Genomic DNA, 20,129 nt, shown 5'->3' with positions numbered 1-20,129 from the left:
AGGGGAGGGCGCTTTTTCGTTCATGCGTCGTAGCCGAACAGATTATCCATTACGTTTCTGGAATTGCGCCATGAACTCAGCAAGCGCTTGGCAGCTTTCTAGCGGAACGGCGTTATAAGTCGATGCACGCAGGCCGCCAACATCGCGATGTCCTTTCAGACCGACGAAACCTTCCGCTTCGGATTGTTTCACGAACATTTTTTCTAATTCTTCGTTACCCAGGCGGAATGTAATGTTCATTAGAGAACGACTTTGCGTTTGGGCAGCCCCGCGGTAGAAGCCTCCACTTTGATCAATCGCATCGTAGATCAGCTTCGTTTTGTCACGATTGTATTGCTCCATCTGCGACACGCCGCCTTTGGATTTGATCCAATTCAACATAAGACTTACCATATATACCGAGAATGAAGGCGGTGTGTTATAGAGCGAGTTGCTCTTAGCATGTGTTTCATAGCGGAACATCGCAGGAATATCCTTCGGGCTTTGGGCAACGAGATCGTCGCGGATAATGACTACCGTTACGCCAGAAGGACCAAGGTTCTTCTGAGCGCCTGCATAGATGACGCCAAACTTGCTGACATCTATTGGTCTGCTCAAGATATCGCTAGACATGTCAGCTATAAGTGGAATATCGCCTGTATCCGGGAACTCGTGAAATTGCGTGCCCCCGATTGTTTCATTCGAAGTCAGGTGAAGGTAAGATACATCCTGCGGAACGACAATCTCCGACAAGTTAGGCATTCTCATGTAGCTGTCGGACTCTGTCGAAGCGGCAACCACCGTCTCGCCGATCAGCTTAGCTTCTTTAATGGCTTTGTCAGCCCATGCGCCTGTCTTAACATAAGCAGCGGGACGGCCGGCCTTCAATAGATTCATTGGCAGCATGGCAAACTGAGTACTTGCTCCGCCTTGGAGGAATAATATTTGATAGTTGTCCGGAACGCCGAACAGCTCTCTCAGTAGCGACTGTGCTTCATTATTTACGCCCTCGTACAACGCGCTGCGATGCGACATTTCCATAATGGACATTCCCGCACCTTGATAATCAACAAATTGTTCAGCTGCTTGCTGCAGCACCTCAAGCGGAATCGCCGCAGGTCCTGCGTTAAAATTAAAAGCTCTTGCCATCTTACTTTCCACCCCTTCAGCAATGTACATGATATGGTTATGATAGCAAGTTTGAACCTCTGCTTCAAGTAAAATCGTATATCAACACCCTTAAAGTCGAACAAAAAACATTATTTATTCATATATTATTCGGATTTTCCTCTAATTTTCTTGTGATAAACATAATTTGCTCATCAAAAAAGCGAGCCCTGTTTGGGCTCGCTTTTAACTGCTTATTAGCAGCCGAAGTACAGGCTGTACTCGTGTGGGTGAACACGGATGGAAACAGCTTTTGCTTCGGAACGTTTGAAAGCAACATAATTATCGATGAAGTCTTGGGAGAATACGCCGCCTTCTGTCAAGAAGCCGGAATCTGCTTCAAGAGCGTCAAGCGCTTCGTCCAGTGTTCCTGGAACGCTGCGGATTTCCTTTTTCTCTTCTTCTGGCAGATCGTAGATGTTTTTGTCGAAAGGACCGTAACCAAGAGCAACCGGATCAAGACCTTTCTTGATGCCGTCAAGACCTGCAAGCAACATTGCTGCGAATGCAAGGTATGGGTTAGCCGTGGAGTCCGGTGTACGGAACTCGATGCGGCAGCCTTTAGGCGTTACAGCTGCGATTGGAATACGAACAGCTGCGGAACGGTTACCTTTGGAGAACACAAGGTTAACCGGAGCTTCGTAACCAGGAACCAAACGTTTGAACGAGTTCGTGCTTGGGTTCGTGATTGCGATCAAAGCTGGTGCGTGGTACAGAACACCTGCGATGTAGCTCATAGCCATCTTGGACAGGTTCGCGTACTCCTTGTTGTCGTAGAAGAGTGGCTCGTCGCCATTGAAGATCGACGTATGCACGTGCATGCCGCTACCGTTGTCACCGAACAATGGCTTCGGCATAAATGTTGCTACCTTGCCCCATTGGCGAGCTACGTTGTGAACGATATATTTGTATTTCATCAGGTTGTCAGCTGTTTTTGTCAGCGTGTCGAAGCGGAAGTTGATTTCTGCTTGACCAGCAGTTGCAACTTCATGGTGATGACGCTCAACGCGAAGACCGGATTCTTGCATCAGGCGAACCATTTCGCTGCGGATGTCTTGTTGGGAGTCAACCGGAGCAACTGGCACGTAACCGCCTTTAACAGGGATCTTGAAGCCAAGGTTGCCGCCTTCTTCTTTGCGAGCTGTGTTCCAAGCTGCTTCTTCGGAATCAACCGAGAAGAAAGAAGTGTTCATCGTGCTTTCATAACGCACATCGTCGAAGATAAAGAATTCGGACTCAGGTGCGAAGAATGCTGCTGTTCCGAGACCAGTGGATTGCAGGTACTCTTCAGCCTTTTGAGCGATGCTGCGCGGGTCGCGCTCGTAACGTTGACCGTCCGGAGTATGGATGTTACACATCACATTCAAAGTAGGATGGCTTGTGAAAGGATCTACGAATACGGAATCTGTATCAGGCATCATTACCATATCGGATTCTTCGATACCGCGGAAACCTGGGATCGAGGAACCGTCGAAAGCTACGCCGTTTACGAACGTATCAGCGTCCACCTCTGTAGCAGGCAACGTGATATGGTGCGCACCACCGGCAAGGCTGATAAAGCGGAAATCGACAAATTGAATATTGTTTTCTTTGATTTGATCCAAAACCTTTTGAACTGACATCTAAACTTCCTCCATTTCCGAACATTTACTTGTAATTGGATGACGAACGTTCTTTAATTCCTCTAAACCTTGTCGTTATTATAAAACTACCGTTTAATCTCCGTCAATAGTTATGTAAGGTATTTTTTATCCTGATGTCAGCATTACTCACAAGTTTGAACTTCTGTTCACAATTGTGGAATTTGAGGCAAAAATAAGACGCCTGACCTCAATGGTCAAGCGTCTCATTAAACCCTATTTTACCCATTCAAGGAACGCATCTGCAGGTTCTTTGGGTGTTCCGAATTCTTTCCCCACTATAGGTGCAAGCTGCTCCAATTCCTTTAGAAGCTTAGCAAATTGATCGGGGAACAACGATTGAACGCCATCGCCAGTCATTGAATTGTCTGGATCCGTATGCATCTCGATGATAAGGCCGTTCGCACCAGCAGCAACCGATGCTTTGGACATGGGCTCTACCAGCTCTCTTCTTCCAGTTCCGTGACTAGGGTCAGAGATTACAGGCAGATGGCTGAGAGATTGCAACACAGGAATAGCAGACAAATCGAGCGTATTTCTTGTGTACGTTTCGAACGTTCGGATTCCACGCTCGCATAACATAACATTCGGGTTGCCGCCGGCTAGGATGTATTCGGCTGCATTCAGGAACTCGTCATAAGTCGAACTAAATCCCCTCTTAAGCAGCACCGGCGTTTGGATCGTTCCGAGCTTGCGAAGCAGATCGAAGTTCTGCATGTTACGTGTGCCAACTTGAAGGATATCCGCGTACTCTGCACAAATATCTACATACTCTGGCGTCATGACCTCTGTAATCGTCAGCAAGCCATGTTTCTTGCCCGCTTCCGCCATCATGATTAATCCTTCTACTCCAACACCTTGGAAGCTGTATGGCCCTGTTCTCGGCTTGAACGCGCCTCCGCGAAGGACCTGACCACCGGCTGCTTTGACCAATCTGGCGATTTCGTCAATTTGCTCCGGCGTTTCAACCGCACAAGGTCCGCCCATAATAACGAGATTGCTGCCGCCGATTTTCACGCCTTTAATATCGATGACCGTGTCGTCTGGATGGAAGTCACGGCTTGCAAGCTTATATGATTTCGAGATCTTGATGACATTCTCTACATCTTTCATGGAGCGCAAATGCTCTGCAAGTGACGGATCAGCACTGCCGATAATACCGATGACCGTACGATCCGTACCCTTGGAGACATGCGCCTGAACACCCGTGTTCTCGATATATCCAACGATTTCACCGATTCGTTCATCCGTCACACTGTTTTTTGTAATTACTATCATCGTCATCTCTCCTTATTTATGGGGATCTTTAATTAAAATTTGAATTAACCCAACTTTATTTGTTTCCAAGTTTTCGCTTTCACGCTTTTAAGCTTTTGCGCTTTTAAGCTTTTGGGCTTTTATGCTTTTAATCGCTAAAGTAAATATACAGGATGAAGCCATGTTTCGTCAACCCTTTCATTCATTTCCCTTTTGTTAATCGCATACGAATACGCAAAAATAGGCGGCATTACTCGCTACTACGCGATGCCGCCCTTGCTATGTTAGCTTATTTGACTGCAGCGGATTCCTCGCCTGCACTCTCCGTGACCGTCTTAACACGAACGTTAGGAAGAAGTTTGCTCATGTTAACGGTTCGTTTGATCTCCCATGTCGAGGGATCACGATAGTCAAATTGTTCCAGGTAGGTAATAACTTCCTTTGTAATCGGCGTTGGCGTAGAGGCGCCTGATGTAACCGCCACACGATCGAGTCCGTCCAGCCACTCTCGCTTGATTTCGCTTACGTCCGATACACGATAAGCCTTGACGCCGGCAATTTCCTCCGACACCTGCGCGAGACGGTTGGAGTTGTTGCTGCGCGGATCACCAACGACGATACATAGTTGTGCTTCTCCTGCCTGCCCGGCTACAGCTTCTTGGCGGACTTGAGTAGCTAAACAGATCTCATTATGAATTTCTGCATGCGGAAACTTCTCCTGCAGCTTCTGCATAATGTGACGAATATCCCATTGCGACATCGTTGTCTGATTCGTGATGATGATCTTTCCATCGGGTACTTCCAGCGCGTCGATCTCCTCTTCGCGTTCAATCAGGTGGACGAGATGCGGTGCAACGCCGATTGCGCCTTCTGGCTCTGGGTGACCTTTCTTGCCGATATAAATAATATGATAACCTTCAGCAGTTTTCTCTCGGATCAGATCATGTGTCTTGGTGACGTCTGGACATGTAGCGTCAACAACCGCCAGACCTTTGGCTCGTGCCCGCTCCCGTACTTCGGGAGAAACGCCATGCGCCGTAAAGATAACGGTCCCTTCTGTTATCTGCTCCAATATATCCAGTCGATTGGCGCCATCCAGCGTAATAACGCCTTCCTTCTCGAACGCCTCCGTTACATGAGCGTTATGCACAATCATACCAAGAATATAAATCGGCCTCGGCATCTCCAGGTTCTTAACCGTCTGCAAGGCGATCACCATTGCATCGACGACGCCGTAACAATAACCTCTTGGCGAAATTTTTACGATTTCCATGCTGCACCTGCTTTCTGCGGATCGTACGTGCGTTTAAGCCATCGACTTGTCGCAGCCATACTTTTAATCACGATCCGTTTCCTTCATTATAGACGAATCCAAGCGCAGCGGAAAGTCTGTAGGCAACCATATCATAAATGTCGTCCCCGCTTGTTCTAATGTCGTCACTTCGACAGACCCGCCGTGCTCATCAAGAATCCATTTCGCGATGGACAGACCAAGCCCTGTCCCAACCGTAACGCCGCGTGATTCGTCCGCTCGATAGAAGCGATCGAATATATACGGGATCTCATCCGGATTCATACCGATACCCGTATCCCGAATTCGCCAGCCAACATGGCCTTCACGCTGGACGGAGCTCAGCTCTACGTAACCAGAAGGGGTATACTTAAAGGCATTCTCAATAAAGATAAATAACAGCTGCTGCAAAAAGTCATGATTGCCGTATACAGTACCGCCATCAAGCTTGGACAAATCCCCTACCTTCCATTCCGCGTTACGCGGCAGTAACGAGGCACGGCGCGCCACATCTTCGGTCATCGCCCGCAGATTCAACTGTTCTTTCTCCATTACATAACCGGCATCTGCCCTCGCGAGCGAAAGCAGATCGTTGACAAGCGTACTCATCCGTTTGGTCTCTGCAGATATATCAGATATCGCTTCACTAGACATGTCGAAGTTGCTTGAGGTGATAGCTAACGACATAGAGCCATCCTTATCGCCTTCAGCTCTCGCACGGTTCCACATCTTCTCCAGCAGGTCAATATTCCCACGAATCGTCGTCAAAGGCGTTCTAAGCTCATGCGAAGCATCGGATACAAATCGTCGCTGGACCTTATAGGCATCATCCAGCTCGTTATACGCCAATTCCAGGCGAGATAACATCTTGTTTAGCGTATTGACCAAGATGCCAATCTCGTCACTTGGTTTGCCTTCCGGAATACGAACGCTGAGGTCCGAGCCCTTCTCGATCATCCTGGTTGCTGCAATCACTTGCCCAATCGGCCTGAGCGCCTGGCGTGCGATCAACAAACCAAACGTAAAGGCAATTAAAACAACGACTACCGAGAGAATGATAAGTATAGTACGAAGTCCGTCCATCAATTTGTCTTCGTTGTGGGTGAATGTTCCCACCTGCAGTAATCCCAATAGTTTACCTTGAGCGGATAATGTATTTTGGTACGTAATCATTTTGTATTTGGTTTTGCCGATCATTACATTGGTTACCTCGAAGCCGTCTTTTGGATTCGAATTCGCATCGGGATAAGGAATCGAAACCTTCCCCAGGTCTCTTAGATTGCTTGAGCCCGTTGTAATACCTTCTTCATAATTAACAAGCTGCAGATAAATATCCTTCTCCAGTATGCTTGCTAATTGCGATCTGGACTGGTAGTTCAAATCGAGCATCAATCTGCCTTGGGTAATCGTTCCTTCAACGCCTAGCTTCATATTCTCGCCAGTCGTTTTCAACTGATTCTTGATATCTGCATACGTGCTCCAATTCATAAACATATACAAACTGACTCCGAATACCAGCAGCGTCGCCGCAAGCAGACCCGAATACCATAATGTCAGGCGAAGCCGTATCGACATACCTTTATCCCGCCTCTCCCCTTAGCACATATCCCGTTCCTCTAACCGTCTGGATGACACGATTCGCTCCGCCCTCCTCTACCTTCTGACGCAGCATCGCGATATATACCTCCAGCACGTTCGATTCACCGCTAAAATCGTAGCCCCATATCTTCTCCATAATGGCGTCACGTGTCAACACACGGCGCGGATTCTGCATAAAGAAGAGCAGCAAATCGTATTCTTTGCTCGTGAGCTCAATTCTCCTGCCGCCACGAACCGCTTCACGTGCATCCATATCCAGCATAAGATCCTCAAACACCAGCTTGCTGCCAGTCTCCTCCAGCTTGTCCGACTTCCGTCGCAGCAGCGCCCGGACACGAGCCAGCAGCTCTTCCAGCGCGAAGGGCTTCACCAAATAATCATCAGCGCCAAGATCCAGTCCCTTCACCCGATCCGTAATGTCGTCCTTGGCTGTCAACATTAAGATTGGGACTGCACTTCCGCCTTCCCTAACCCTCCTGCATACTTCCCATCCGTCAATCTGCGGCATCATGACATCCAGAATGAGCATATCCGGATTCACTCCAAGCAAAATTTTCAGCCCTTCTGCGCCATTGGATGCTGTTGTCACCTCGTAACCCTCGAAGGCCAAACTTCTGCGTAACATCGAAATAATTCTTTCGTCATCGTCTACAACCATAATATGAGGTCTCATCCGCTACTCCCCTTCTCTAACCCTCATGCAGCAAAAAACGCAGAGTGTTGAAGCTCTGCGCTTTGTGTCTGCAAATCCCGTCATCCGTTCATGACTTATTCGGTCACGCCGAACTTGTTAAGATCACCGATCTCAATGTTTAGATCCATTTTGTTGCCTTGGCGAATAATGTTAAAGACAACCTTGTCTCCAACATTACGCTTCTGTATTTCTTCGATCAACGCCGTTCTCGACAGTTTCTTGCCTTCAATGCCGACAATCAGATCATATTGTTTCAGATCACCAAGATACGCCGGAGAATTATAGTATACACTTTGCACCAAGGAGCCTTCCGTTTCTTCGATGCCAAGCTGCTTCGCGTACTCTTCCGTCATTTCACGAAGCTCTGCGCCAATGAATGGAGCCGGTTCTTTCGGAATTTCCGCGTTGGTTTTCAGACTTTCCAGCACTTCCTGAATCGTGCTCGTCGGGATCGCGAAACCGATACCTTGCGCTTGCGAACTCACCGCCGTATTAATGCCTACCACTTCTCCATTCACGTTAAGCAACGGACCGCCGGAGTTACCAGGGTTGATCGATGCATCCGTTTGGAGCAGATGTTTGTAATTACGCTCACCTTGTTGATCTTGAATATCGATTGGTCTCTCCTTTGCGCTTAAGACACCTACAGTTACCGTATGGTCAAATCCGTATGGATTACCGATCGCAACGACCCAATCACCGATATTAATATCGTCCGAGCTTCCAAGAGGAAGCGTCGGGAAAGCTTTGTCGCTGTCCACTTTAATAACAGCTAGGTCTAGATCGTAGCTCGAGCCAAGCAGCTTGGCTGTCAACGGTTTGTCATAACCTTGTACCGTCACATGAATTTCATCGGCATCGCCAATGACATGTTGATTCGTCAGAATATATCCGGTCGATTCAAAGAAAAATCCGGTTCCGATTCCCGTTTGCTGTAATTGTGCATCTTGCCCGCCTTGATCTTGCTGCTGCGGAGACGTGTAATTATCGCCAAAGAATTGGCGGAAGAAAGGATCGTCAAGCAGACTGCTGCCTTGACTCTTCGCTCGTGCAAATGTCTCGATCTTCACGACAGCCGGGCTTGCCGTATTAAACAGATCCGCGATATTGTCAGGGCGGGCCGCAGCTGTAGAGATTCCCGATCCAGTGCTTCCACCCGATTCGACCGTTTTTCCGCTGCCGGCGCTTGCTACTTCAGAAGAAACCGATTCGCTTGGCGTGAACCAATTACGCACATCAGCCGTATACATCAAACCCCCGACAACGATGACACCTGCCAAGAATGATGCGAACACCGCTTTAAACGACGTACGGCTCTTTTTCTCCTTCTTCTGCCATCCGGTATTATTTCCAGCTGAAGGCGTGAATGGTCTTAGCTGTGTTTGCGGTTTGAGTGTATCCTCGCTTGCTGAACGATACCGATCAGTCATCGCAGATGTTTGTTCGGACTCACTGCTATATGTCGAGTCTATCGCATTCGAAGTCGAATTCGAAGTGTTCTGCGACGAGTTGGAATTCGACATCGGTCCATAGGAGTAGTAATAAGCTGATTTCGACTCCTGTTTGCTGTTGTTTCCGTCTACATCTTCCCTATGCGGATCATTCGAGTCTTCCGAACGCTTCTGATCACCATTGTCGGAAGAAAAGAAATCGTCATACCCTTTTTTGTTATTGTTATCGTCCATGTGTAATCTCCCCCATCCCAGTCGTTATCCTTGCCTTGTTATTGACTCATTTGTTATTTCTATCTTGCACAATCTACCTTAAAACAAACTTAAAAGATGATGAAAATTAGATAACTTTTAACCCTGCTTTCCATTATAACCGATTAAAATTCATTTTTTCATCCAAAAGAAATAACCAATCGGGCATTCTTCCGTTCTCGAACACGGATTAATGTCGAATTGGTTATCATTTTATTCCTCTTTATTCAAATCTGGATGACTTGCTCCACCTGTCGCATAACCGCCTGACCTCGTTCTACCCAGCGCTGCTCGATTTCCGCATCCGGATCAACCGGTGATTGGAATTGGTTAAACATTGCACCTACAACTTGTACCGAAGCTTCAGGGTCATTGCCTTCATTATAGATATGCTTCAAAACATAGGGCTGATCAAAGCGAATCTGCGCATTGTTCTCTGACAACTCGCTATCGATGTTGCCGTCAATCACTTGAAACGGAATGCGCAGCCAAACTTTGTTTTCTTCGTCCAATGCACGATCGAATGAACCGCCGTCATAATCCCAATTGCCGCCAAGCACAAACTGCCATTCCATCAGCTTGGCATGTATGTCCGTAAACTTTTTTTCTTGGTCTTGTAAGCTCGATGAGATCGGTATCATGCCTAACCCTCCATCATATGGTATACGCTAGAGAGTAGTATTCCCCGCTTCGGACAGCTTATGTGCGACTTGCCCAGCCTTTGCGATGCGCCAATACGGCAAGCTGTGTCCGATCCTCGAGCTCGCATTTCATTAAGAGGTTGCTAACATGGGTTTTTACCGTCTTGATGCTAATATGCAGCTCTTCGGCGATCTCTTTGTTCGATTGACCGTCCGCAATCAGAAGCAGCACTTCCTTCTCCCGTTCTGTCAGATCTTCATCACCGGATTGAGCATTACGTTGTCGCAGTCCTCTTGTCAGAGCCTGAGAAACATCTGCCGTCATCACAGGCATTCCTTTGAAGGCTCCATTAATCGCATAGATAAGTTCCTCTGCAGAAACCGTCTTGAGCACATAGCTTACCGCTCCTGCTTCGATTGCCCCGTACACTTTATCGTCTTCAAGGAAACTCGTCAACATGACGATCCTCATCGCTGGAAATTGTGACATAATAGCCCGTGTCGCCTCGATCCCATCCATTTCGGGCATCATCAAATCCATTAAGATAATATGAGGTCTTTCATGCTCTTCCCGTTCTTTCAACTGCTTGATGGCATCCGCCCCGTTCCCCGCTTCGGCAATGACCTCGAACTTGGGCTCCAGCATCAGGTACGTTCGAAGACCGATCCGAACCATATCGTGATCGTCAACGATCATTATTTTGATCTTATCCGCGCTCATTGGTTTGTTCTCCTCGGTATATTTTCGGAATTGTCACTCTAACCCTCGTCCCGCTGCCCACCTTGCTGATGATTTCTGCAGCCCCGCCCAGCTTGTGAGCACGCTCCTGCATGGTCGATAATCCGTATGAGCCCCGCCTAACCTCATCCGCTTTGAACCCCGAACCATCATCAGATAACATCATCACCACTTGGCGTTCCGTTGCGCTTAACGTCAAAGTACAACTACCGGCATTCGCATGTTTAACGATGTTCGCCATCGCTTCCTGCACAATGAGGAACAGCTGATGCTCCTTCGCTTCGCTAAGCGGCTCATTAAGCTTCCATTCCAGCATGCCTTGCAGCTTATTCTGCCTGCAGTAATCGGGAAACCACTTATCAAGCGCTTCCTGCAGTGTTTTGCCCTCAAGCTCCATCGGTCGCAGCTGTGCTATGAAATTTCTCATTTGTTTCTGAGCTAGATTGGACATCTGAATTAATTGCTCCAGCACCGATGCTGCACGTTCCGCGTCCACTTCCTGGAGCTTCGGTAATGATGAGGCGCACATATGAATCGCGAATAGCTGTTGACTCACCGTATCATGAAGATCGCGCCCCAGCCTCTTCCGCTCTTCCAGAACTGCCGCTTCGTTAGATGCGGATTCCGTTAATACCTTCTCTTCGCCCAGCTGCTGAAGAAGCTTCATCTTTGTTTCCATATTCTTGGCTAATTCATTAAATTCTCTATACAGCTGACCGAAGGAATTGGCGCCATGCTCTGCAATCCTTACTTCGTAATTGCCGTTAACGGCCTGCTTGATGGCCAGAAACAACGTATCGAGACGATGGCCGAACCGTTGTGCTGCCCAATAACCAAAACCGGCGCTTACAAGTACCACGATACTTGCGGCTCCCACCTTCAGTTCCTTGTATCCGAAATAATCCTGCATATAGTTCCAGAACAGAAAAGCCAGCAAAACCGAAACAGTAGTTGCCAGTACGAACATACCGACAAGCTCCCATTTCCCGCTCCGTAGAAATCGAACCATCATAACGCCCTATCACCCCACTTTAATGACACGAGTATCGCCGATAAAGCTGCTGATCGTCAGCTTAATTTGTTTGTCCGCATCGGAGTACCTTGGAGACTTCAAATTCACGTTCGTGAAGATGCCGCCTTCCTTCTGCCCCAGTACTCTCACATCTCCGATAAAGGAGGAAGAAACGACCTGAATACCGAGCTCGTAATCATTAGGCACGTATACTTTGACGTCACCGATAAACGAAGAAATATTTACTTTTGTTTCGCCGTAAGGAATCTCTGCCTTGGTTAGATCAAGGATCGTATCCCCGATAAAGTGGGATATATTCACCGGTTTAAGCTCCCAATAATCCTGACCCATATGAATATCTCCGATGAAACCGGAACGATTGATGACATTAGGATCATTATGGTTCCACCACTCTACATGCTCGCGATGACCATGATGCCGCCATTCTTTTTTCTTGCCGGACTTGTAGTAGTCCTCCTCCTTGTAAGCTCCGTGATGCCCTGTTCCATGAACATCCGATCCGCGGTCATTCCTTACATTCCCATCTTTGCCATGAGACCAAGTGCCACTCACATCGCGGCGGATGGACTTTTCAATTTCGCTTTCTACAAACGCTGTTGGATCTGGATGCAGCGGAGGCGCGGGAGGCACATCTTCTTTTGTTTCTTTGCCGAACGGACGGTACGATGTCCATTCTTCCTCCGGCGGAGTCTTATGCTTGGGCTTGGAGGGTTTCCAGATCATGCGGAGCCCTGTAATAATGATAACGATCGGGATTAAGAACGGCACAATATCCGCGATGGACCATGTGAACCACTCCAGATTGTTGCCTAAGAAAACAAATCCGATGAGCAGCATTACCGCCCCCCACCAGCCAGATCCACCTTGAAAGCGGCCGCCTAAGAGCTGTACCGCGCCAAAATACATCAGAATACATGGCCAATAGGTCGAGAAGAGCTCTCCAACGCTAATATCCTCGAAGGGAGCGATATCTAGTTGACGCAATAAAAAAAACAATCCAATAGTAATGACCATCAAGCCGGTAAATAGCCGGCCGGCGAAATTTCCATTCATTCCGCACAACTCCTTACATGTTCAGCATGTTTTCACGAATCATAAACACAGTATAGCGCATTCCTTCTATAACCAGTAGGGTCGACCGATTGAACTCGTTCTCCGTCTCGAGACCGAGTGTCTGTCACCTTCTGGTAACGATTTATCCGGGGCTACTACGTTATCCCGCTCGCAATGAAGGCCGCCCAGCTGGAACTGGGCGGCCTTCAAGGAATGTATGTAGTGGACTACTCCATCTAACGAATAGAGATATCCGCCCCAATTACGCCAACCACTCCACCATCTGTATCCCGGATCGGCATTGAAATCGTTAAGCAGTGCTGTTTCGTTATCGCGGAGACGTATACATCCGACTGGAAGGTTTGACCTGCCATCGCACGTTTCCACCATTCTCGGCTTTTGGCGTTCAGTAAACCCGCTTCCGGAAGCGAGAATATAAAGGAGCCGTCGGCACGATTTGACCAGATTGCTTCCACATCCGATTTGCCCGCAAGCATCGTTGTTAATTTATTCTGATGTTTGCTCTCATCTAACGACAAAAGCTCGGAATCCGAAGCTGCTCTTCTCAACCACTGCTCTACAGAAGCCATATTGTCATTCGCTGCGCTAATGTTCCGTTTGATGTCCAAAGCTTCGACCGCATTGGATAGCGCAGCGGAGGATCGACCCAAATTAGCTCTGACCCTGTCGAGCTTACCAATCTGTTGGCGCTGCTTGTTCGCCATATGGAGCGTTTCATCCACGCTGACGATCGTATCGTTGACGGAAAGGACGACATCCTTTAGCATGGCGGTCGATCCGGTCATATGTTCCGTTTGCTCCTTGCTTGCCGCAGCAGTCTGCAAAGCAAGCTCGTCCACCTCGGTAATTTTCATAAATATAGTATCCATACGCTGCTTGTTTACAGCCATCTCGGATACGCTGCGCTCAACCGACTGCTTCTCGCGTCCGACCGCTTCGACAACCAACTTGACGCCGCCTTCGATCTGTTCCACCATATCCGTCGATCGATTAACAGCATGAGCGCTTTGCTCCGCGAGCTTCTTAATCTGTGAAGCAACTACGGAAAATCCGCGTCCATATTCTCCTGCATGCGCCGCTTCGATCGAAGCGTTAAGGGCGAGCAGAGACGTTTGAGAAACAATTTCGTGAATCAGCATATTCATTTCATTAATCTGGGAAGTATGTTGGATAAGTTCTAAGATATGAGCTTCCATCATTTCGTTCTGACGCTTTAATTCGTTCATGGCATCATCCGTATCGATCAAGGATCGGCATACGTCCAGCACCACTTCTTTTGTTTCCTTGCTCTTCTCATTCAAGTGAGCGGATGTCCCGTTGATATGCTCCGCAGCGGCTGCAACCTCTTGAAGGGAAGAAAAAGCTTCTTCGATCCGGTTCATCGCAAGCGAGCTTAACTGCCTAAGCTTCTGCTCGTGGGATAAGGAGGCGTCAGCTATGGAGGTCAATTGCTCCATCGCACCGTCAACCTCATCAACAGCGGCATTAAGCTGATCGGATATAACTACGGATTCGTTCATTAGCTTATTCAGCTGTTCCTGTTTCGTAGAATGAATGGACTCATCTTTCGCGTTGCGCGAGAACCACGTTGCCGTTCGCATGTAACGTCACCACCATGCTTTCGTTGAAATGAGAGATGTCAATATTGCCTACATTATATCCCAGTATTCGACAATTGAAAAGAAAAGGAATTCTGGATTACATGCTAGGCTTAAGATAATCAAAAGAAAAAGGAGCCGCATGGCTCCTCTTCCTTTGTCTTACATGTATTGAGCAAGCCATTATTGGCTGCCAGTTGATCAACTTTTTATTAGTTTTGTTGGTTCTGTTGGTTTTGCTGGTTTTGGGCATTCTGATTCGCTGCTTTGTTGTTAGCAGCATTGTTTTGTCCGAATTCTTGCGAGAATTCAGCATTATGCTTGTTGTTTTGAGCGGCTTTGTTATTTTTGTTTTTAGCCAATTTCATCACCTCCTCATCCGAGTTTAGTATGGCTTGTGTTCCGCAAACTATTCAGCATCCGTTACGACTCAAGATACGATTGCGGAATTGGCTTACCTACTTGGACGGCTTGGTTAATATTATGCAGCCAGGACTCCGTCAGCTTGCCCTTGCCGCGTCTTAAAACTTGAACGCTTACCTTGCGTTTGCCCCACTGCTCGTAGACCTCGCTGATCGTTTCAAAATAAAGATCGATTTTATTCCCCTTAATGGCTGAGCCCGTATCCGCTACTACGCCATAACCGTATCCTGGTATCAACAACAGTGTGCCAATCGGAAATAAATTGGGATCTGCTGCTATTGTAGATACTTGATCTCTGCGTACCTTTACTCCAGAATACGTAATGCCATAGCCGGGATGTCCTGGGCGTTTGCCGGTCGATTCGACGCCAGCCGTGTAACCAGTAGCCACCACTTCGATTAGCTTCGGAGAATTGTCAGCGAGACATGTTTCCACAAAAGCAAATGTAACTACTACACAGAGGACAAGCATTATGATGAAGGTTCTTTTTGATTTTGTCGTCCAAAGAAAAAAACTTGTAACCATCGGGATATTTCCTCCTCAGAAGAAATATTGCCCCGTTGGAACAAGCTTTATGCGTTAATGTCCATTAATCCTTAGATGCGATTTGACCTTTCAACAACGAAACGAGCTCCGAAGTCGGCATTGAACCGATGTCGCCTTCTCCACGTTTCCTTACCGATACGGCACCGGCCTGCATCTCGTTTTCTCCAACAACAAGCATATAAGGAATTTTCTCTAGCTGCGCTTCACGAATTTTGTACCCAAGCTTCTCATTTCTCATGTCGCTTTCGACTCGGATACCGCCAAGCTGCAATTGTTCCTCAACTTGACGAGCATATGCCTCATAAGCCTGTGATACCGGGATGACCTTTGCTTGGATCGGCGACAGCCACAGCGGCAAAGCACCTGCAAAGTTTTCCAGCAGATATGCCGTCATACGTTCCATCGTGCTGATGATGCCGCGGTGAATAACGACCGGACGATGTTTTTTCCCATCATCGCCGACATATTCCAGTTCGAAGCGCTCAGGAAGCAAGAAGTCCAGCTGAGCAGTAGATAACGTTTCTTCTTTGCCTAGCGCCGTCTTGATCTGTACGTCTAGCTTAGGACCATAGAAAGCCGCTTCGCCCTCTGCTTCGAAGAATGGAAGATTCAGCTCTTCAACCACCTCGCGCAGCATACGTTGGGACATTTCCCACATTTCATCGTTCTGGAAATACTTTTCTGTATCCTTCGGATCACGGTATGACAAGCGGAAACGATATTCTTTGATTCCAAAGTCTTCGTAAACTTTGCGAATCAGTCCAACCACACGTGCGAATTCCTCTTTGATTTGATCCGGACGGCAGAAGATATGCGCATCATTAAGCGTCATTGCACGTACACGGTGCAAGCCAGTCAGTGCGCCAGACATCTCGTAACGGTGCATCGTGCCCATCTCAGCAATCCTGATTGGGAGATCGCGATAGCTGCGCATATCGCTCTTGAACACCATCATATGATGCGGACAGTTCATTGGACGAAGAACAAGCTCTTCGTTATCCAGCGCCATAGGCGGGAACATATCCTCGCTATAGTGCTCCCAGTGTCCCGATATTTTGTACAGCTCTACGTTCGCCAACACAGGTGTATAAACGTGCTGGTAACCTAGGCTCTCCTCTAGATCGACGATATAACGTTCCATTGTTCTACGAACCTTCGCCCCGTTAGGCAGCCAAAGCGGCAACCCTTGACCGACTTCGCGCGAGAAAGTAAACATCTTGAGCTCGCGGCCCAGCTTGCGGTGATCGCGTTTCTTAGCTTCTTCGAGGAAATGCAGATGCTCGTCGAGCTGTGCTTTTTTAGGGAATGCTGTACCATAGATACGTTGCAACATTTTGTTCTTGGAATCTCCGCGCCAGTAAGCGCCTGCCACGCTCAGCAGCTTAAAAGCTTTGATCCGGCCTGTCGATGGAAGATGCGGACCACGGCATAAATCGAAGAATTCGCCTTGATCATAAAGTGTGATTTCCGCTTCGACCGGCAGATCACGAATCAATTCGAGCTTCAGATTATCCTCTAGCTCCGAGAAAATCGACAATGCTTCTTCGCGACTAACGACACGGCGACGAATGTCTAGATTTTCGTTCGAGATTTTGTTCATTTCCTTTTCGATTGCCGCCAAATCCTCGGAGGACAACGGTTTTTCCATATCGATATCGTAATAGAAGCCATCTTCGATTACCGGACCGATACCGAGTTTCACCGCTTTGTCGCCGTAAATACGCTTTAGCGCTTGCGCCAGCATATGCGCTGTACTATGGCGATAGACCTCAAGCCCGTCAGCGCCGTCGAGCGTAACGATCTCGACAAGTGCATCCTTCTCTACCTTCGTGTATAGATCAACAACCTTACCGTCAATCTTGCCTGCTACCGCATTTTTCTTTAGACCAGAGCTAATAGAGCCGGCAATATCTTCAATTGTGGATCCAGCTTCGTATTCGCGTACCGCTCCGTCTGGCAATGTTACTTGGATACTCATGTTCAACTTCCTCCAGTACTTATAATGATTAAGCAGAGATGCGGGGAAAGCACAAAAAAAGCACTGCATCCCGCAAAAGGGACGAGTGCTTGTGCTCGTGGTTCCACCCTACTTCAACTTTTCGGCACTATGCGGTCTACATAAATCCGCAGGCGATAAGTCCTTGTAATATCTGGTAACGGAGATTTCCGGTATGGCATACTTGCCGTGTGAGACGACTGTTCAACCATACAGCTATAGATGGGGTATATCCGGCCGCGTCATGAAGGAACTTTCAGCCCGTGGTTCCTCTCTCTGGGACAAGCGCCTTGTCGGATACATGTCATCTGTCGTTGCTATTGCATTCATATCTGAAGCCATTATAAAACGTCACATCCACTCGGGTCAAGTACAGAAAAAGTTCGACGTCGAGCAATCCTCTTTGATACGCTTCGTAATGGGAAGCGAACTTTTTGAATATCCTCTTCTAATGAAAATTCATATCCTCTTATGGTTGGATCCATTCGTCTAGGGTACTGGCGCAAGAAGAACACTGCACACAAACGCTGACTTTGCCATCGAATATCGTTTGAATCGTTCGGATGACTTGCAGCTCCGGCTGTCTGGTGTGGACTCTTATTTGTTTCGGGGATACCGAAATGAGCGAGCTTATGACCATATCCTCGATATTCATCTCTGTTTCCAGCATCTCGGCCACGATTCGATCAGCTGGAGGCTTCTGCTCCAGAGCGCGGAAATTCTCGTCATACATTGCGAAATCATGTCCGCCTTTGTGGAGCAGATGGATCATTGGCACCTTGGAATCCTGCATTTGGACAAAATATTTGAGCAGTGAAATAAACTCCTGATATTGTTTGTCCAGCACATATTCATCCAATGCATATTCAGCAATCTCAGTCAGCTCAGTCCGATAGGCCTGCAGTCGGAAAGTCGTAAAACCTTCCAGCTGCAGCTGAGTCTCCTCCTGCAAATAACGCTCCAGATCAGCCGCGATCTTGCCTCGTCGTCTGAGCCGATCCACTTCATGGAATTTGCCGCCTAGTCCTTCCCAATCTTTCCCTTGCAGCATTTCATGGCAATATCGCTCGATGACCGCTGTTTCCATGGATGGGTTATTACGATATTTGCGGCTTACAATATTGGATAACATGACGGGCTCCAGCCTCTGCATAATGTATTCAGCGATAGCCCTCGATGCAGATTTATAAACAAGTCCGCCATGGATCTGCAATTGGAATGCAGGAAGCATCGCTCGACACTTAATAGCCCCTTCATGAAGCTCATAAGATGCAATTTCGGCTGTAGCCGAATCCCCTTGAGCGTAACTATGTAATTCATCCTTCGTATGCTCCGTCATCAATTGTAGCAGCTGCTCAGCGGAATCATAAAGTTTCGCAGGTAATGACACTGTAAACAAGTCCATGCGCTCACCCCTTTCCTTCCGTTACAGTATATGGTCGGGAGCTCCGGGATATACAAAGAAGACATTGGCATAAGTTGAAACGGCTTCGCCGTCCTTTGACGGTGGGATACCTACAACGTATACTTTCCAAAAAATCAAAAAACCGGCATCCCCAATCGGGTTGCCGGTTACTGTTTTGTGGCTATGTTTTTCTATACAACGTTCCGTTTAGTTTTGCATGACAAAATCTTTATCGGCTTTGTCTGTTTCGTGGAACGTACGCAAAATATTATATTTGGTATCCCGCTGTGCCGGCACTTTGCCTGCTTCGCGGATCAATTGCAGAATAAGTTCGATATTAACCTTGTGAGTCGTGCCCGCAGCAGATACAACGTTTTCTTCGATCATTGTGCTTCCGAAATCGTTGCAGCCATACGATAAGGACAACTTGCCCATCTCCGGTCCCATCGTTACCCACGAGGATTGGAAGTTCGGAATGTTATCCAACATAATGCGGCTTGCGGCAACGATTCGAAGATATTCTTCGGGTTTGGCTTTCTCCAGCTTAAGATTCGTATTGTCAGGTTGGAATGGCCAAGAAATAAACGCCTTAAAGCCAGGTGACGGGTAGCCTAACGCTTTCACCTTGTCTTGCTCATCGCGGATCCGAATCATATGAAGCGCGCGCTCCTCGATGGTCTCGCCTAATCCATAAACCATCGTTGCTGTGGTGTTCATGCCGTGACGATGCGCGGAGTTCATGACATCCATCCAATCGGTCCACGAGCCCTTCATGCGGCTGATCTTGCGACGCGTACGGTCATCCAAAATTTCGGCGCCGCCGCCAGGCAGCGAATCCAAGCCTGCTTCGTGCAGCTGTGCCACGACTTCATCCAGCGACAAGCCCTCCGAAACAACTTTCATCTTCTGAATTTCCGCAGGTGAGAAAGAGTGCATCGTAATGTTAGGGAAACGCGCTTTGATTTTGCGCAGAAGGTCCGTGTAGTAGGTGAAAGGCAAATTCGGATTTGTTCCGCCTTGCATCAAAATTTCGGTGCCGCCAACATCAACCGTTTCCTGGATTTTGTTCAGGATAACTTCGTCATCTAGAACGTAACCTTCCTTGGAGCCTGGAGCGCGATAGAACGCACAGAAGCGACAATAGACATCGCAGACGTTTGTATAGTTAACGTTCCGGCCAACTACAAACGTAGTAATCGGCTCCGGATGATGCCTTAACATAATTTGATTGGCAACATGGCCCATCTTCTCGATCTCGTCGGATGCGAGCAGTTCCATGCCTTCTTCAAGCTCGATACGCTCACCGCGCAACGCTTTATCTAATATCGGGTCTATCATGTAAGC

Annotated in this window: 17 protein-coding genes; all 17 read right to left on the bottom strand. The window is 47.8% G+C overall.

The window, feature by feature from the left end; translation table 11 throughout:
• Positions 1-42 precede the first annotated feature (42 nt).
• Positions 43-1,128, bottom strand: a complete 1,086-nt coding sequence (serC, locus tag ACX1C1_RS14850; protein ID WP_458952962.1) for a 3-phosphoserine/phosphohydroxythreonine transaminase — start codon at positions 1,126-1,128, stop codon at positions 43-45.
• 215 nt (positions 1,129-1,343) lie between these two features.
• Positions 1,344-2,768, bottom strand: a complete 1,425-nt coding sequence (gene glnA, locus ACX1C1_RS14845; protein WP_458952961.1) for a type I glutamate--ammonia ligase — start codon at positions 2,766-2,768, stop codon at positions 1,344-1,346.
• 234 nt (positions 2,769-3,002) lie between these two features.
• Complete coding sequence (gene aroF, locus ACX1C1_RS14840; RefSeq protein WP_458952960.1) at positions 3,003-4,064, bottom strand: 3-deoxy-7-phosphoheptulonate synthase; 1,062 nt, start codon at positions 4,062-4,064, stop codon at positions 3,003-3,005.
• A gap of 268 nt (positions 4,065-4,332) precedes the next feature.
• Complete coding sequence (locus ACX1C1_RS14835) at positions 4,333-5,316, bottom strand: 4-hydroxy-3-methylbut-2-enyl diphosphate reductase (RefSeq protein WP_458952959.1); 984 nt, start codon at positions 5,314-5,316, stop codon at positions 4,333-4,335.
• A 63-nt stretch (positions 5,317-5,379) separates the two neighbouring features.
• A complete protein-coding gene (locus tag ACX1C1_RS14830; protein ID WP_458952958.1) occupies positions 5,380-6,909 on the bottom strand; it encodes a sensor histidine kinase in 1,530 nt (509 codons plus the stop codon).
• 4 nt (positions 6,910-6,913) lie between these two features.
• Positions 6,914-7,606 carry a response regulator transcription factor gene (locus ACX1C1_RS14825; RefSeq protein WP_458952957.1) on the bottom strand — a complete coding sequence of 231 codons (693 nt, stop codon included), beginning with the start codon at positions 7,604-7,606 and terminating at the stop codon, positions 6,914-6,916.
• Between the two features lie 95 nt (positions 7,607-7,701).
• Positions 7,702-9,312 (bottom strand): S1C family serine protease, encoded by a 1,611-nt coding sequence (locus ACX1C1_RS14820; RefSeq protein ID WP_458952956.1) that lies wholly within the window; start codon positions 9,310-9,312, stop codon positions 7,702-7,704.
• A gap of 245 nt (positions 9,313-9,557) precedes the next feature.
• Positions 9,558-9,971, bottom strand: a complete 414-nt coding sequence (locus ACX1C1_RS14815; RefSeq protein ID WP_458952955.1) for a YugN family protein — start codon at positions 9,969-9,971, stop codon at positions 9,558-9,560.
• Positions 9,972-10,029: 58 nt separating this feature from the next.
• Complete coding sequence (locus ACX1C1_RS14810; RefSeq protein ID WP_458952954.1) at positions 10,030-10,692, bottom strand: response regulator; 663 nt, start codon at positions 10,690-10,692, stop codon at positions 10,030-10,032.
• Positions 10,679-11,722 carry a sensor histidine kinase gene (locus tag ACX1C1_RS14805; protein WP_458952953.1) on the bottom strand — a complete coding sequence of 348 codons (1,044 nt, stop codon included), beginning with the start codon at positions 11,720-11,722 and terminating at the stop codon, positions 10,679-10,681. The genes ACX1C1_RS14810 and ACX1C1_RS14805 overlap by 14 nt, the downstream gene beginning before the upstream one ends.
• 9 nt (positions 11,723-11,731) lie before the next feature.
• Positions 11,732-12,796: a cell wall-active antibiotics response protein LiaF gene (gene liaF, locus ACX1C1_RS14800; RefSeq protein ID WP_458952952.1), complete on the bottom strand. Its 1,065-nt coding sequence runs from the start codon at positions 12,794-12,796 to the stop codon at positions 11,732-11,734.
• A 236-nt stretch (positions 12,797-13,032) separates the two neighbouring features.
• Complete coding sequence (locus ACX1C1_RS14795; RefSeq protein ID WP_458952951.1) at positions 13,033-14,418, bottom strand: methyl-accepting chemotaxis protein; 1,386 nt, start codon at positions 14,416-14,418, stop codon at positions 13,033-13,035.
• A 209-nt stretch (positions 14,419-14,627) separates the two neighbouring features.
• On the bottom strand, positions 14,628-14,777 hold the full coding sequence (locus ACX1C1_RS14790; RefSeq protein ID WP_458952950.1) for a hypothetical protein: 150 nt from the start codon (positions 14,775-14,777) through the stop codon (positions 14,628-14,630).
• Positions 14,778-14,838: 61 nt separating this feature from the next.
• The gene (locus tag ACX1C1_RS14785; RefSeq protein ID WP_458952949.1) at positions 14,839-15,363 is read right to left on the bottom strand and encodes a 3D domain-containing protein; all 525 of its coding nucleotides are present in this window, start codon (positions 15,361-15,363) and stop codon (positions 14,839-14,841) included.
• 64 nt (positions 15,364-15,427) lie between these two features.
• Entirely contained in the window at positions 15,428-17,362 is a 1,935-nt protein-coding gene (thrS, locus tag ACX1C1_RS14780) for a threonine--tRNA ligase (RefSeq protein WP_458952948.1), read from the bottom strand.
• 487 nt (positions 17,363-17,849) lie between these two features.
• Positions 17,850-18,785: a putative sporulation protein YtxC gene (locus ACX1C1_RS14775; RefSeq protein ID WP_458952947.1), complete on the bottom strand. Its 936-nt coding sequence runs from the start codon at positions 18,783-18,785 to the stop codon at positions 17,850-17,852.
• Positions 18,786-18,992: 207 nt separating this feature from the next.
• Positions 18,993-20,123: a cyclic dehypoxanthinyl futalosine synthase gene (mqnC, locus tag ACX1C1_RS14770; RefSeq protein ID WP_458952946.1), complete on the bottom strand. Its 1,131-nt coding sequence runs from the start codon at positions 20,121-20,123 to the stop codon at positions 18,993-18,995.
• Positions 20,124-20,129: the final 6 nt, after the last annotated feature.

The organism is Paenibacillus sp. strain BS8-2 (genome assembly GCF_054483835.1).
Note: the sequence above shows the minus strand (reverse complement) of the source record. Positions and strands in the feature narration are given on the sequence as shown.